16 protein-coding genes are annotated in these 13,291 nt (G+C 43.8%); 12 read left to right on the top strand and 4 right to left on the bottom strand.

Going from position 1 to position 13,291, the window contains the following annotated elements:
• Window positions 1-38 precede the first annotated feature (38 nt).
• Window positions 39-965, top strand: a complete 927-nt coding sequence (locus tag H569_RS0105650) for a restriction endonuclease (protein WP_027364208.1) — start codon at window positions 39-41, stop codon at window positions 963-965.
• Here H569_RS0105650 and H569_RS22435 read toward each other — a convergent pair.
• The 3 genes from H569_RS22435 to H569_RS0105665 all read right to left on the bottom strand — a co-directional run bounded on the left by H569_RS22435 (window position 962) and on the right by H569_RS0105665 (window position 3,171).
• Window positions 962-1,117 carry a hypothetical protein gene (locus tag H569_RS22435; RefSeq protein WP_157833467.1) on the bottom strand — a complete coding sequence of 52 codons (156 nt, stop codon included), beginning with the start codon at window positions 1,115-1,117 and terminating at the stop codon, window positions 962-964. The two genes, H569_RS0105650 and H569_RS22435, sit on opposite strands and share 4 nt — an antisense overlap.
• Window positions 1,118-1,279: 162 nt before the next feature.
• Window positions 1,280-2,521: a sensor histidine kinase gene (locus tag H569_RS0105660; RefSeq protein ID WP_027364209.1), complete on the bottom strand. Its 1,242-nt coding sequence runs from the start codon at window positions 2,519-2,521 to the stop codon at window positions 1,280-1,282.
• Entirely contained in the window at window positions 2,503-3,171 is a 669-nt protein-coding gene (locus tag H569_RS0105665) for a response regulator transcription factor (protein ID WP_027364210.1), read from the bottom strand. The genes H569_RS0105660 and H569_RS0105665 overlap by 19 nt, the downstream gene beginning before the upstream one ends.
• 404 nt (window positions 3,172-3,575) lie before the next feature.
• On the opposite strand from H569_RS0105665, the gene H569_RS19330 reads away from it, so the two are divergent.
• The 11 genes from H569_RS19330 (at window position 3,576) to H569_RS0105720 (ending at window position 12,658) form a co-directional block, all read left to right on the top strand.
• Window positions 3,576-4,253 carry a phosphatase PAP2 family protein gene (locus tag H569_RS19330; RefSeq protein WP_051273317.1) on the top strand — a complete coding sequence of 226 codons (678 nt, stop codon included), beginning with the start codon at window positions 3,576-3,578 and terminating at the stop codon, window positions 4,251-4,253.
• A 128-nt stretch (window positions 4,254-4,381) separates the two neighbouring features.
• Complete coding sequence (locus H569_RS0105675; protein WP_034629656.1) at window positions 4,382-4,825, top strand: divergent PAP2 family protein; 444 nt, start codon at window positions 4,382-4,384, stop codon at window positions 4,823-4,825.
• Window positions 4,826-4,839: 14 nt separating this feature from the next.
• Window positions 4,840-6,000, top strand: coding sequence for an MGDG synthase family glycosyltransferase (locus H569_RS19335; protein WP_034629658.1), 1,161 nt, complete (start codon window positions 4,840-4,842; stop codon window positions 5,998-6,000).
• Window positions 5,997-7,157 carry an MFS transporter gene (locus H569_RS0105685; RefSeq protein WP_027364212.1) on the top strand — a complete coding sequence of 387 codons (1,161 nt, stop codon included), beginning with the start codon at window positions 5,997-5,999 and terminating at the stop codon, window positions 7,155-7,157. The genes H569_RS19335 and H569_RS0105685 overlap by 4 nt, the downstream gene beginning before the upstream one ends.
• Window positions 7,154-7,858, top strand: a complete 705-nt coding sequence (locus H569_RS19340) for a polysaccharide deacetylase family protein (protein WP_034629708.1) — start codon at window positions 7,154-7,156, stop codon at window positions 7,856-7,858. Before H569_RS0105685 ends, H569_RS19340 begins: the two co-directional genes overlap by 4 nt.
• A 1-nt stretch (window position 7,859) precedes the next feature.
• Complete coding sequence (locus tag H569_RS23560; protein WP_114679260.1) at window positions 7,860-8,060, top strand: cache domain-containing protein; 201 nt, start codon at window positions 7,860-7,862, stop codon at window positions 8,058-8,060.
• Between the two features lie 425 nt (window positions 8,061-8,485).
• Window positions 8,486-9,631, top strand: a complete 1,146-nt coding sequence (locus H569_RS19345; RefSeq protein ID WP_034629661.1) for a glycosyltransferase family 4 protein — start codon at window positions 8,486-8,488, stop codon at window positions 9,629-9,631.
• Between the two features lie 116 nt (window positions 9,632-9,747).
• Window positions 9,748-10,584 (top strand): polysaccharide deacetylase family protein, encoded by an 837-nt coding sequence (locus H569_RS19350; protein WP_238492472.1) that lies wholly within the window; start codon window positions 9,748-9,750, stop codon window positions 10,582-10,584.
• A 160-nt stretch (window positions 10,585-10,744) separates the two neighbouring features.
• A complete protein-coding gene (locus H569_RS0105710; RefSeq protein WP_027364214.1) occupies window positions 10,745-11,029 on the top strand; it encodes a hypothetical protein in 285 nt (94 codons plus the stop codon).
• Window positions 11,030-11,092: 63 nt separating this feature from the next.
• Complete coding sequence (locus H569_RS19355) at window positions 11,093-12,235, top strand: helicase-related protein (RefSeq protein WP_051273321.1); 1,143 nt, start codon at window positions 11,093-11,095, stop codon at window positions 12,233-12,235.
• 237 nt (window positions 12,236-12,472) lie between these two features.
• Complete coding sequence (locus H569_RS0105720) at window positions 12,473-12,658, top strand: hypothetical protein (RefSeq protein WP_157833468.1); 186 nt, start codon at window positions 12,473-12,475, stop codon at window positions 12,656-12,658.
• A gap of 159 nt (window positions 12,659-12,817) precedes the next feature.
• Here the strand turns inward: H569_RS0105720 and H569_RS0105725 are convergent, their stop codons facing one another.
• The gene (locus tag H569_RS0105725; RefSeq protein ID WP_027364216.1) at window positions 12,818-13,246 is read right to left on the bottom strand and encodes a universal stress protein; all 429 of its coding nucleotides are present in this window, start codon (window positions 13,244-13,246) and stop codon (window positions 12,818-12,820) included.
• Window positions 13,247-13,291: the final 45 nt, after the last annotated feature.

Genomic DNA, 13,291 nt, shown 5'->3' on the forward strand with positions numbered 1-13,291 from the left:
AATACTTACCTAAAACAGGTATATCATGGAGGTTGTAAATGCTTGACGACAAATTGGTGAATTTTTTTATGCAAGACCCACCCCAAGACGGGCGTACCCGTTTGGCCAGCGCAATAGATTTTGTTTTGACAAATTTATTTCTCTGGTTTATTACTATCTTGGCAATTCATCTTTTGCACCTTGAAAATACAATACTCACTATAATGATTACCTTTTTATTATTAATGGAAACACTGGCGATAGCCTTTATCAAAAGGCAAAGGATTAAAAAGCTAAAAACACACAGAAACGTTTGGTACTCTGCAAAACAATGCCAAAAAAATATAAAAAGTATGGTGCTGAAAAAAGATTTTATTATCTTCTCAAAAGAACTATTGGAAGCTTCCGCACCTTTTGAAAACCTGCATATAGCAGCTGATGATAATACCTGTGTGGACCTGTCCGGCTTTTTACATGGAAGCCCTGTCGGTATCATGTGCCTGAATTCCGAAGCAGAAAATCATAAAATAAACTCGGGACAAATTAAAACTTTTTTGGAGGAAATCAAACTATTAGGTTATCAAAAGGGAATTATCCTGACATCAGGTTATTTTACGGAAGAAGCACGCCGGTTTGTCCGCCAAATGAAGGGCAGAGTTAAAATTTATCTTTTAGATCATTTTGCAGTCTTGCGTATGGCCAAAAAAACCGGACATCCCATTTTCCCAAATATAGATTGGCAGGATGAAACGGACCATCATCTTAGCGGCATGGAAATGGCTAATTCCATCAAAGAGAATATACTGGCGTCCAGGAAAAGATCTTGCTGGTTTTCAATACTGGGCATTGCACTACTTGTTATTGCAACGCTTAATCATGGCCTGGTCAGTTTTATTTACCTGGGGTTTGGAATTATCAATCTATTCATCGGGATTACCGGGATTATTGTATCGTTTTTAAGACAGGAAGAACAAATATTTAGCTAGTTTTTATCATTAAACCACCTGTTATATTCAACTATGTAATTCCAACCACGACGGCTGCAAATGGAAACGCCCTGAAAAACATAATCGCGTGCAGATGCCAGATCACTGTCAATTAATGGCCTTAAATGATCATTTATATCCGTGTCCTGCATTTTCTTCACCTCAAAGAATTATTGCTTTTATATTGCTTATATTGCTCAAAATTCAATCTGTTATAATTCAGCAAAATAAAAATTCCGGATTAACCGGAATTTTTATTTTCATTCATCCTGCTTCTTTAATCATCTTGCTTCTTCAAGCGTTATTGCCAAACTTTAAACCTTGTTTTTAAGCATGACCCAAAAGGTTGTTCCTTGTCCGGGGTCACTTTTCACCTTTATTGATCCGTGGTGCTCTTTAACTATCCAATCAGCAATGGAAAGCCCCAATCCCGTACCGGTAGCCTTATTGGACCTGGCGTTGTCCACCTGGTAAAAACGCTCAAAAATTTTATCAATGTGTTCATGCTCTATTCCCCGGCCCGTGTCCGAAACAATTATTTCAGCGGTGGAGCCGTTGCTTTTCAATTGTAATTCAACTTGCCCGCCCGCCGGGGTGTGTTTGAGAGCGTTATCAAGTAAAATAACAACCAGCTGCTTAATTCTGTTTTCATCCCCGTAAAACTCCACCTGAGCGGATAAGTCTATTATAAATTTTACACCTTGAGCATCTGCGACGGGAATGATAGGTTTAGCAGCATCGTATATCGCCCTGTCCAGCTGAAAGCGCCGCATTTCCAGTATTTGTTGTTCCGAATCAACCCTGGCGAGAAAAAGTAGATCTTCAACCAGCTTAACTATATGCTGCAATTCAATTCTAATATTTTCCAGCCAGATTTCCTGCTCCTTAACAGTTTCCTCGGGATTACCCATAACCAATTCCAGGTTGGTTTGTATAACCGCAAGCGGCGTACGCAGCTCATGCGACGCGTCCGCCACAAAATCCCTTTGTCTCTGCCAGGATTTTTTTATAGGAACCAAAGCCCGGTCCGCTAAAAATAAGCTGCCATAAAGCGCCAATGCCATCAATACTATACCGGCCAAAAACAGGGCTCCTAAAAGAAAGCCCAGCAATTCAATTTCTCGCGCAACATTGGCGAAAACCAGAACAAAACCACCTGGCTCACGCTGGAGGTGAACTTTGATGAAGGTAAAAGTGCGGTCATCAATTATTAACGAGCCCTTATCCGCTTTACTCTTAACCGCCTTTTGCACCAACCGGGGCAAGTGGTCTTTTTCCTTGGCGGGTATCGACGAAGTCTTTACTATCTTTCCTGAGCTGTCGGTTTCAATAAAAAAGTATTTATAGTTATCATATTGAAATACTTCATTATACGATCTTGAAACCACCTTGGAGGCAATATTATCCATTAACTGCTCCGACTGGCCGAATATCTCGTAGCGCATAAAGAAATAGGTGCTTATAACAAACAGTGCCAAAAGAGTCACCATAATCAATGCATTCGACAGCGTAAGCCTAAATCTCAATTTGCGCAGCATCACATCTTCTTTAAGCAATAGCCGACACCCCGGATTGTTTCAATAAATATATCTTTAAATGTTAGTTTTTTACGTAAATAATGGATATAAATTTCTACATTACCCATTTCCACATTCGAGTCCAAACCCCAGACCCTGTCCAATATCTGTTCTTTTGTTATAACTTGCCCGGCATTGCGCATTAAAAGTTCAAGCAGCATTGATTCTTTTAGGGTAAGTTTTATGGTTTTTTCCTCCTTGGTCACTTCGCAGCGCAGTGGATCAAGATTCAATCCGTAGGCTGAAACTATCTCTCCTTTTAGCTGTACGCTTCTTCTGCGTCCCAGGGCCCTGATCCTGGCCAGCAACTCCCCTGTGGAAAAAGGTTTAATTAAGTAATCGTCAGCCCCGGCGTCCAGTCCTTCAATTCTGTCGGTAACGGAGTCTTTGGCAGTCAGTAAAAGAACCGGCGTGCTGATTCCCTGACTGCGGATTTCTTTCAGAATTTGAACGCCCTCTTTATGCGGCAGCATACGGTCAAGGATGATTAAATCGTAAACTCCCGTCTCAGCCATGGCCTGGCCGGACTCTCCATCATAAGCGGTATCGATCCCATACTTATTTTTTTTAAGTATATACGCAAGCGCGTCGGCAAGCTTTTGTTCATCCTCAACCAGCAGTATTCTCACCGAAAACCACCCCACGAATATGATAACCTATGGTTTCTAGATAAAACACGCTTAAATCAATTTCATTTTCCTATGAGCTGAAAAATTATCACTAAAGCATGACGGCGGGGGACTACCGTCGGGGCAAAGCCCGCGCAATGATAAATAAAAATGTCTCAAGTTCCAAATAATAGTTTGTAAAAAAGGTCATTAAAAAATGTTATGGTACAGCTAGCTGTTAATAGGATAAACCTTGATTCTTAAAACTTCCTTAAAATTTTATTTGTTTTTCATTTTCAAAGACAATTTTAAGCTTTTCCCTTTATACTAAACCAAGGTAATACCAGTTTTAAGCAACTGCGTTCAAACAGCTGCCAGTATTCGGCCGGAACATTACCGGCAACTATAAGCGGTGGTGAGCAACAATGAACCGGCAGGCCTTTTTAATTCTGCCAAAGGCAACATGGATATTGACAATACCCTTGCTGGGCCTTGTCTATGCCCGGCTCAATCATAACAACGGACATGTCTACAGCCTTGTTACTTCATTAGACGGGCTCATACCCCTTTGTACCTATTTCGTCGTTCCATATATCCTGTGGTACGGCCTGTCAGCCTGTATATTATTTTGGTTTTTGTTGAAAAATGAAAGGCTTTACTATAATGCTATAACCTCAATCAATATAGGTATCATAATTTGCCTGTTTATTTATTTCTTTTTCCAGACAACCGTGGTCAGGCCGGCAGTTCAAGGACAGGACATTTTCTCGCAGCTTACCAATTTTGTTTATCATATGGATAAACCTTATAATGCCTTCCCCAGCATCCATGTTTTGACATGTTATGTAATTTATTTAAGCTGTAAGCGTGCCAGGGTATACGGCCGTAATATTTCCCTGTTGATTCAGGGGGTAACCATACTGGTTGCCATATCAACGCTTTTTTTAAAGCAGCATACTTTGTTGGACATAGGGGGAGGCATATTTATCGGCGGAATAATTTTAAATGTAATTGAATATTTGGAGAAAAACCCAACGAGCAAGCGCATTGTGCAGTACGTCAGAAATTTGGCTGTTCTGCAAGGCAGATCTCCATGCCGCTAAACGTGGCAGGATGAAAAATAGATTCAGCAGGCAGGTTGATCCGTGTTACCCGGAGCAAGCGGAACATTGCAGGCTGTATTTGAAAAGATATTGCTAACTACTTAATTTTATGGCAAGGGGTGAAACAAATGAATATCTTGTTGCCATCCGGTGTAAACTTGCTGGAAAATCTATTGCCAGTTGCAGGGTGCAGCCTGGCGACCAGCCAGGGGTTAAAATTTTTACTGGCCTTCCGAAAAGGTAGAACTTTTTCCTTGCACCATTTAATGGAGCCGGGCGGGATGCCCAGTTCCCATGCTGCCCTGGTCAGCTCACTGGCCACAACTATGGGCCTACTATACGGCTGGGCATCTCCATACTTTCAACTGGCAGCTGTGTTCGGCTGCATCGTCATTTACGATGCGATAACTTTACGCCGTGCGGTGGGGGAACATGCCCGGCATATTAATATGATCCATTGCAGGGATCAAGGGTTCTCCGGGAACCGGCTGCCGGAAAAACTGGGCCACACGCCACTGGAAGTTACCATCGGGATTTTAATCGGTGTGCTGATAACCTTGACTTTTATCTAAAGGGGACGGTATTGATGCAAAATCTAAAAGTCTTGATTTTTTCATCCACTTTTGGAGCGGGTCACGTGCGGGCGGCGGAGGCCGTGATAGAAGCTCTGGAACAAAAAGTGCCCGGGGTACAGATTGCCCACCTGGATTGCGGAGCCATTATCAGCAGGTTTTTTAATTCCGTTATAAAAAGCACTTATATCGGTATGCTCAAGTACACTCCAAAGCTGTGGGGCAAATTTTATTATAACACTTCCAAAATGCAGCCGGATTCGGCTGTACAGCGTTTTTTAAACCAACTGGGACAGAAAGAGTTTGATAATTATATTCAGTCTTTTCAACCGGATTTAATTATCTGCACTTATCCCACGGTAGCGGGAGTTTTAGCCCAGTTACGGTTAAAAGGGGTTCTAAACATCCCGCTGGCAACCGTAATTACTGATTATAGTGTGCACAGCCAATGGATTCACCGGGGAGTAGATTTGTACCTGGTAGGCTGCCCCGACGTTTATCAAGGACTGGTGGCCAGGGGTATTAATCCCGGCCGTATTTGCATTACCGGGATTCCCGTCAGCCCCAGGTTTGAAAATCCAATGAACAGGCAGGCAATTGCCGCCAAATTAGGGCTACAGCCGGACCGCCCCACGGTTTTGATTATGGGCGGTGCTTACGGTGTTTTGCCTAATATCAAACAAATATGCCGGACCTTTGCGGGCTCTGCCTTGCCGGTTCAGCTAATAGTGGTTTGCGGGCGGAACCGAAAGCTGTATAAATCATTGGAAGACGTGCAACAGACCTTTCCCGGCCGTGTTATTTGCCTGGGTTACGTAAATAATGTTGAGGAGTTTATGGCGGTATCAGACGTTATGATTTCTAAAGCCGGAGGTTTGACAGTGTCCGAGGCTTTAACCATGCGACTGCCCCAGTTGATCTTCAAGCCCATACCGGGACAGGAAGAGGACAATGCTATCTATATTAATAAAACCGGCGCAGGAAGAATAGTCCATACCCTGGAGGGACTGAAAGAAAATTTACAATACCTGCTGGAAAATCCAGAGGTCAGGGAAGAAATGCGGCGGGCGGCGGCCCTTGCCGTGCCGGGGCATGCTTCCGAAAAGGCTGTGGAACACCTGTTAGAGCTGGCCGATAAGCACCAAAACAAAACAACGGCCAGGATGATCGTATGAGCCCGCTGTTGGTTCTGGGGGTGCTGGAATTTATTCGGGGGGCTTTGGTGTTTAGTTTGCTACCCCTTTACGGCCAATACGGAGTTGGTTTCAGCCTTAGCTTAATAAGTACGGCCATATCTTTGCATTATTTAATGGATAATGTGTTTCGCATTCCCGCCGGCTGGGTTACGGACCGTTTTGGCGGCAAATGGCTGATGGTCGGGGGAATTGTTTTGGCACTGGCGGGCTTATATTTATTGCAGCATTCCACTGGCGGGCACCTCTTTATTTTTGGTGCGGTGCTGCTCGGACTGGGTTATACCCCTGTTTGGCCGGCGGTGGTCGCTGAAACTGTTGCAAATATGCCACAGCAGAAAACCAGCGAGGCATTGGGTAAAGTTATTCTGGCCTGGCTGGCGGGGGCGGGTCTGGGTCCGGTACTAATTAATTTTGTCATAGAACGGTCTTATCAATGGGCTTTTATTTGCATGTATGCGCTGTTGGGCCTGGCCTTGCTGCTGTCAGCCTGGGAAAAAAAGCCTGCTGTCGAGTTAACAGAGGAAACCTGGCGGGCACATTTGACAGGTCTGCGGCAAGAAGTGGCCTCGGTAAAAATACTATTCCCCGGCCTGCTGGCACAAACTGTGGCGCTGGGTATACTGGCACCGGTTATTACCATATATGCCCGCACCGTTTGGGAACTTAGTCCACAACAAATCAGCTATTATCTGGTGGTTGTTGGGGTTATAACAGTGCTGCTGTTACTGCCCGCCGGAAAAATTGCCGACAGCTTGGGCTTTAAGGGACCACTGCTAGGCGGGCTGCTGCTGGCAGCCGTCGCCTTGGTACTATTACCCGCGCAGAGAGCTATAACCGGCGCTGTTGCTGCCGGGGCCCTGCTAGGTTTGGCCTATGCCTTTATCTTACCGGCCTGGAACGGTTTGCAGGCACGCATGGTTGCCCAGGGCAAACAAGGCACCATGTGGGCCATTTTTATGACGCTGGAGGGGGTCGGCACGGCAGTGGGGGCTTTCATCGGAGGGAAGGCTTATGAACAAGCCGGGCACCACCTGCCTTTTTGGATTAGCGCCATACTGCTGCTTACCATGGCTTTATTTTATCATTTCCTTAACATCCCCCAGCCGCTGAACGATGCCGCGGAGGGAGGCGCATGAACACGGTTATTTATTTGTTGGCTTTAATTTTGAGCATTTTTACCTTATATGCGGTTATACCGGATTTGTTGCTGCACTGGCTGGGCGTGGGTACTCATAAGCGGCAGAACAAGTATGGGGTAGCCCTTACCTTTGATGACGGGCCGAACCCGGCTGTAACGCCCCGTATCTTGGACGTGCTGGAAACCCACCATGTGCAGGCAACATTTTTTTTGGTGGGCGAAAGGGCCCGGAAGTATCCAGACCTGGTTAGGGAAATTATAGCCAGAGGCCATTCCATCGGAGCCCATGGCCAATACCACAGATTCGCCTGGTTCATGTTTCCCTGGACCACCTGGCTGCAATGGGAAAAAGGCGTGGCAACCCTTAAAAATATAACCGGCATGGAAGTTCAATTGATCCGCCCGCCTTGGGGGACATTTAACCTGGTGACCTGGTGCTGGATCATTATTAAAAAGAAGCGTGCCGTACTGTGGGATGTGGATGGCCGTGACTGGCAGGCCCGCCGCAGTCCAAGCCAGATAACCGCACGAGTTATGCGTGGTGTGAGAGCAGGCTCAATTGTTTTATTACATGATGCCGGAGGCGGTCCCGGAGCACCGGAAAACACGCTCCGGGCCCTGTGTGATATATGTCGCGGTATAACCGGAAACAAAAACCTGCCCCTGGTGCAGTTGGATTTTGTTAACGATTATAATTGATATGTTAAAAAGGGGAGGCATCATTTTCTTTTCTGAAAGTGTTAGCCGGGAAGGTATAGAACAATTTCAATTTCACCTGGCACCGGCAACATCCTTTTTACGGCAGCATGCGCCGGAAAAATATGGTAATGACTTATCATCTTTACGCAACACAGTATTAGAATGTAATAAAACCGGCAAAGTTGTGCAAGGACTTGAATAAGGAAGGGGCGGTTTTAAATTTAATTTAATTTATGAAGGAAAGTAAAAGTCTTTGTTAAATAAGCACATATACTATGACTCTGCTTAGACTGAAACCTGTACCCAAAATCAGCAGAATAAGAATTGGGAAAATAAAAAATGCCCGGTTATCCGGGCATCTCTATTTGAATATAAGATTAAAATAATTAAGTAAAGATTAGATAAAAATTTCTTAAGATTGCTTTGTGTGATCATGCCGGCATGTTAATATTACATTATCCAGTTTTAGGTTAATGAATTTTAAACAAGCCAACTATTGTTAAATTTCTAAAAATCAGCAATGATTTGTCTATCCGCCTTTAGGAAAAAAATATACCCTTCTATTTTGTAAGCTAAAAAGAATTATTTACAAAATTTATTCTTAATAAGGAGAAGGAGAAGGTAAAGTTGGCTCCAAAGAAAAAAGTATTGCAGGTTATCAGACCCTCCGAAGGTGGTATCGGAAAACATGTTTTATTGCTGGCGGAAGGGTTAAAGGATGATTTTGATGTTACAGTGGCCTGTCCACAGGGAAGTTCGCTGGAGGATAATTTTCTAGCTAAGAAAATAAAAATATTAGCCTTGCCTTTAAAGGGAATAATTTCTTTAAAAGACGACTTTGCTTCGTTTAAAATTTTGAGTAATTTTATGCGCGGAGAAAGAGTAAATTTGGTACATGCGCACGGTGCCAAAGCCGCACTTATAGCCAGGCCGGCTGCTCTTTGGTCTGGTGTGCCGGCCTCTGTCTATACCGTACATAACTCCATTATTAACCCCAAATGGCCATCATGGAAGAACAGAATTGCGGCTGCCATTGAACGTGCCTTGTCCTCATCAACTGATTGTATCATAACAGTTTCCCGCGCTTTATGTGAGGAAATTATCACTCAAGAAAATATTCCAAGATCTAAAATAAAAGTCATTCATAATGGTATAGATTTCAATGAGTTTGATTATTCAGATAATCAAACTACAAAAGATAAGTGGGGTATTCCGCATCACAGAACAGTGATCGGAACCGTGGCCAGGATGGCACCGCAGAAAGGATTGCCTGTATTAATAAACGCAGCAAAACAGATAATTGATAAATATGATTTACATTTTCTAATAGCCGGTGACGGGCCATTAAGGGCCAGTCTGCAGGAACAGGTTCATTCAGCAGGTATGCAAGATTTCTTTACATTTACCGGTGCGGTTAAAAATGTGGCCCAGGTATATCAGGTAATGGATATATTCGTATTGCCTTCAATAACGGAAGGGTTACCCCTAACCATATTGGAAGCAATGTCTTTTGGCCTGCCTGTTATTGCCTCCGCTGTGGGCGGTATACCGGAGCTAATTATAAATAACGAAACCGGCCTACTGATTCCACCAGGTAATGACGATGAACTTGCCTTAAAAATTGCATACTTAGTTGAATTTCCCGGCAAAAAATATGAACTGGGCGGCAAGGCCAGGCAACTGGTGCTAAACAATTTTGCTGTTGAAAACATGATTAAAAAAACCATCAACCTTTATGACAACTTACTTCATGAGTCTGCCCTAAAAATTTAAAATTAAGGCGGTCAATAAGCAAAAATGCACGCCCAATCCTCATAATCCTTTCGCGACTGCTAAAAATGATATTTTAAGCAGAAAGGAGTTGGCCAACAATTAAACGGGCTAAAATATTGCTTTTATCCTGCTTAGTGTTATCGGCAATTACTGTAATAGTTGCCTGGCAATATTACGAAAAATCACCTCCGGAACGCATGCGACATAAGTCCCTTAACGGTATTCCCGTGTTAATGTACCATAAGGTTAGCCCGGACCGCCGTTCCGGTGGTCTTGGCTTAAGAGTCAACCCGGAAGATTTTGATTGGGAAATGCGTTATTTAAAAGAAAATGGCTTTCACACAGTCAATTTGGGTGATGTTTTGGATTATTACCGGAAGGGCAAAAAGGTACCGGCCAAGCCGGTGGTCATTACTTTTGACGATGGTTATGAGGATAACTACAAATATGCTTACCCCATTTTAAAAAAATATAATTTTACCGCAACTATTTTTGTTGTGGCCGGAACCATTGGGAAAACCAACATTTTTGATACCAAAACCAAAGCCGAACCGGTAAATAAAATGCTTGACTGGCGGGAAATCAAAGCCCTGGATGCAGCTGGCTTCACCATTGGTTCCCATACGGTAAACCATCCCATTCTAACCGGCGTACCACCGGATGTGGTTAAACGGGAATTAGTGGACGCCAAAAAAATACTGGAAAAGGGCCTGGGTAAGAAAATAGAATATTTTTGTTACCCCCACGGAAAGTATAACAGCAATATTGTTAAATTGGTTCAAGAAACCGGTTACCGGGCGGCTACAACCACCAATCAGGGTCTGGTCACATCCGGTTCCAACCCCTACCTGCTTAATCGGATCCGCGTTACGGGCCATTACAGCCACAGGAAATTTGTTTATCGCCTATACCAAGTTAATCCTCAGTTGGTTCATTACATAAAGCCCAATTAATTTAATCGGGTATTTAATAGGAAATAACTGCTTTTTGTTGAACCAGGTAAATTACCTGGTTTTTATTATTACATTGACAAACAGTTGTCCCGAGTCTGTGTTAAAAGTACTATTGAAGAAAGACTATGCATGCTTTTCCTAAATGGTGGAAGGAAGAAAAATGGCAGCTGTCGAAATAATTTATGTTCTTAGCTTTCTCATGGAAATATATGGCTATAATATACCCAATAAACCATTTGTTACTTCAGGTGAAGGGAAGATAACCATGAACACCATTTTGGAGCTATGCAAGCCACGGGATACCGTTTTCGACCAAACAAGGCGCGATGTGGCTTTAAACCTTACAGACCTTTCCACCAATCGTATTAATGCCCATGACTTTTTTGCAGAGAACTTGAAGGAAAATTATTTTTCAAAAAAGTACAGAATTTGGTGGCGAAACTAAAAACCATTGCTGATTCCTATAACCGTGAATCGGCGATTAAAGAACTCCAGTAGAATTAGGCGTATGGTTAAAACTTTTGCCCAAAACCATAATCCCTTCATCCGTCACATTATCCGCCGCACCAGGGATTACCTTGAAAATACTATTGACCTCGAAACAGGCGAACCTTATCTGAAAAAAGTTGAAGTTGAATTGTTTGGCGAAAAGGATGAAGATGCTATCCGCTTACCCGCTTATTTAAGGGATGCTTATGGATTGGCGGAGGAATTCTGTGAGCTGTTGGGAAACAGGGTAAAAGCTGCCGGCTTTTTAAAAACGCTGTTACTGAGACGGGTTGGCAGCACTATTTACGCAGGTAAAATGACGGCCGAAAAAATGCTCCGGGATTGGCAAGGTGTAATTACGGAAGATGATGAGGAAGACGAAGCAGCTAATAATTCGGAGATGAAAAACCTTACTTCTGAAGAACGTAAGGTGTTGGAAAGGTTTGTGGCCGCCTTAAACGCCAACCAGGTCCGCGACCCCAAGTATGATGCGGTGCGTGCATGCTTACTGGAGAAAGGCTGGCTGGAGCTAGGGTGTATTGTTTTTTCCCAGTACTATGATTCTGTTTATTGGTTGGCGGAAAACTTATCCCGGGAACTGCCCGAGGAGAAAATTGGTATATACGCGGGTGGACAGCATTCCGGTATTATGTATAATGGAAGCTTTACCTGGGCTTCCAGGGAAGAGTTAAAGAAAAAAGTGTCCCAGGGGGAAATAAGACTATTATTGGGGACGGATGCCGCTAGTGAGGGCTTGAACCTCCAGCGGTTGGGTACATTGATAAACCTGGACTTGCCCTGGAACCCCACCCGCTTGGAACAGAGGAAAGGGCGTATTCAGCGGATCGGGCAAATTAGAGATACCGTATATATTTATAATTTGCGATATAAAAATTCCGTAGAGGACCGGGTGCACGAATTATTATCCGACCGCATGGAAGATATATATAAATTATTTGGCCAGCTTCCCGATGTTTTGGAAGATGTATGGGTACAAATGGCCTTTGGAGAAATTGAAAAGGCCAAGCAGACCATCGACGCGGTGCAAAAGCAGCATCCTTTTGAAATTAAATATCACCAAATAAAAAAGATCCCCTGGGAGTCGTGTGCCAAGGTGCTTGATTCAACTGAAAGGCGAAAGTATTTGTCGCAAGGGTGGTAGGCCATACTTGTGGACCCCCTCCGGGACAAGCCCGGAGGTTTTGAACTGACTTTGAAGATGTTATTACCAGGGATTACCTGGGCTTCAAACCTATCCTCGACATGTACTTTTGGGAAATGGCAAAAGAATTACTTGGGGAGGGGGCGTGACCAATCACGAATTTAACAAGTGGTCATTTTAAAGGTAATTGCCATAAATTACCATCATATCCCTTGATACATTTACAATTCAACAACCTTGTTCCGTATTTCGCTGGGTCTGTGCCCATACCTAAAAACAGCCCGGGACAGGGTGCGGGTAATTTACCCCTGCGGGCTGACGGAAGGTGCGTGTTACAGCATTTGCCCCAAGACAGGGGTGGATGTGAGAGCGATGGACCTGGCTGTTTTTGGCCGGAAAAGGGAAGACCAGGCCCGGGGGTAATGCACGGCATAACCGGAGATAAAAACTTGCCCCTGGTGCGGCTGGACTTGGCCAATCCGTAGGAGCCCTGCAAATCTGAGCCTAATACTTTATTAAATAAATAGCTAAACATTGCTCACCGGGTAGGCGGCAAATAGGGCCGGTAACGGCCCAAAGCTTCTATTTAACCAAGGTCACGGGGCATTTGGCAAAATGAACCACTTTATGACTTACGCTGCCAAGCACCAGCCCCTTTAAATCGCTCAGCCCCCTGGTACCGATAATGATCTGGTGATAACCGTTTTCCCGGGCGCACTCGGCAATTTTATAACCGGGGTCACCCTCGACCACTACTTTATTTACATTAATTCCCTCATTTTCAAATAACACAGCCTGATCTTTTACTGCTTCCATACCTTGTTCCAGGGCAATTTGTTGAATATCCCTGATGTCCATCAGTGGTGAGTAATTATAAAGTTCTTTTCTTACGTTAACAATATGAATTAAAGTAATTTCAATATCGTTATCGCCCCTGGCCTGGTGAAGCGCAAAACCGGCTGCGCGCTTGGAATTGTCGGAACCATCGATGGCAACAAGGTATTTTTTCATCATGCTTCCCCCTTTAAACTATTTTTCAAACTGAATTTCACTATA

This window comes from Desulfotruncus alcoholivorax DSM 16058 (genome assembly GCF_000430885.1).
In the GTDB taxonomy this organism is placed as follows: Bacteria; Bacillota; Desulfotomaculia; order Desulfotomaculales; family Desulfallaceae; genus Desulfotruncus; species Desulfotruncus alcoholivorax.

Bases quoted from the DNA above. Each gene is read 5' to 3' on its own strand.
- H569_RS0105650 (WP_027364208.1), top strand. From the start codon at position 39: ATGCTTGACGACAAATTGGTGAATTTTTTTATGCAAGACCCACCCCAA.
- H569_RS22435 (WP_157833467.1), bottom strand. From the start codon at position 1,117: ATGCAGGACACGGATATAAATGATCATTTAAGGCCATTAATTGACAGT.
- H569_RS19330 (WP_051273317.1), top strand. From the start codon at position 3,576: ATGAACCGGCAGGCCTTTTTAATTCTGCCAAAGGCAACATGGATATTG.
- H569_RS0105675 (WP_034629656.1), top strand. From the start codon at position 4,382: ATGAATATCTTGTTGCCATCCGGTGTAAACTTGCTGGAAAATCTATTG.
- H569_RS19335 (WP_034629658.1), top strand. From the start codon at position 4,840: ATGCAAAATCTAAAAGTCTTGATTTTTTCATCCACTTTTGGAGCGGGT.
- H569_RS0105685 (WP_027364212.1), top strand. From the start codon at position 5,997: ATGAGCCCGCTGTTGGTTCTGGGGGTGCTGGAATTTATTCGGGGGGCT.
- H569_RS19340 (WP_034629708.1), top strand. From the start codon at position 7,154: ATGAACACGGTTATTTATTTGTTGGCTTTAATTTTGAGCATTTTTACC.
- H569_RS23560 (WP_114679260.1), top strand. From the start codon at position 7,860: ATGTTAAAAAGGGGAGGCATCATTTTCTTTTCTGAAAGTGTTAGCCGG.
- H569_RS0105710 (WP_027364214.1), top strand. From the start codon at position 10,745: ATGGCAGCTGTCGAAATAATTTATGTTCTTAGCTTTCTCATGGAAATA.
- H569_RS19355 (WP_051273321.1), top strand. From the start codon at position 11,093: ATGGTTAAAACTTTTGCCCAAAACCATAATCCCTTCATCCGTCACATT.
- H569_RS0105725 (WP_027364216.1), bottom strand. From the start codon at position 13,246: ATGAAAAAATACCTTGTTGCCATCGATGGTTCCGACAATTCCAAGCGC.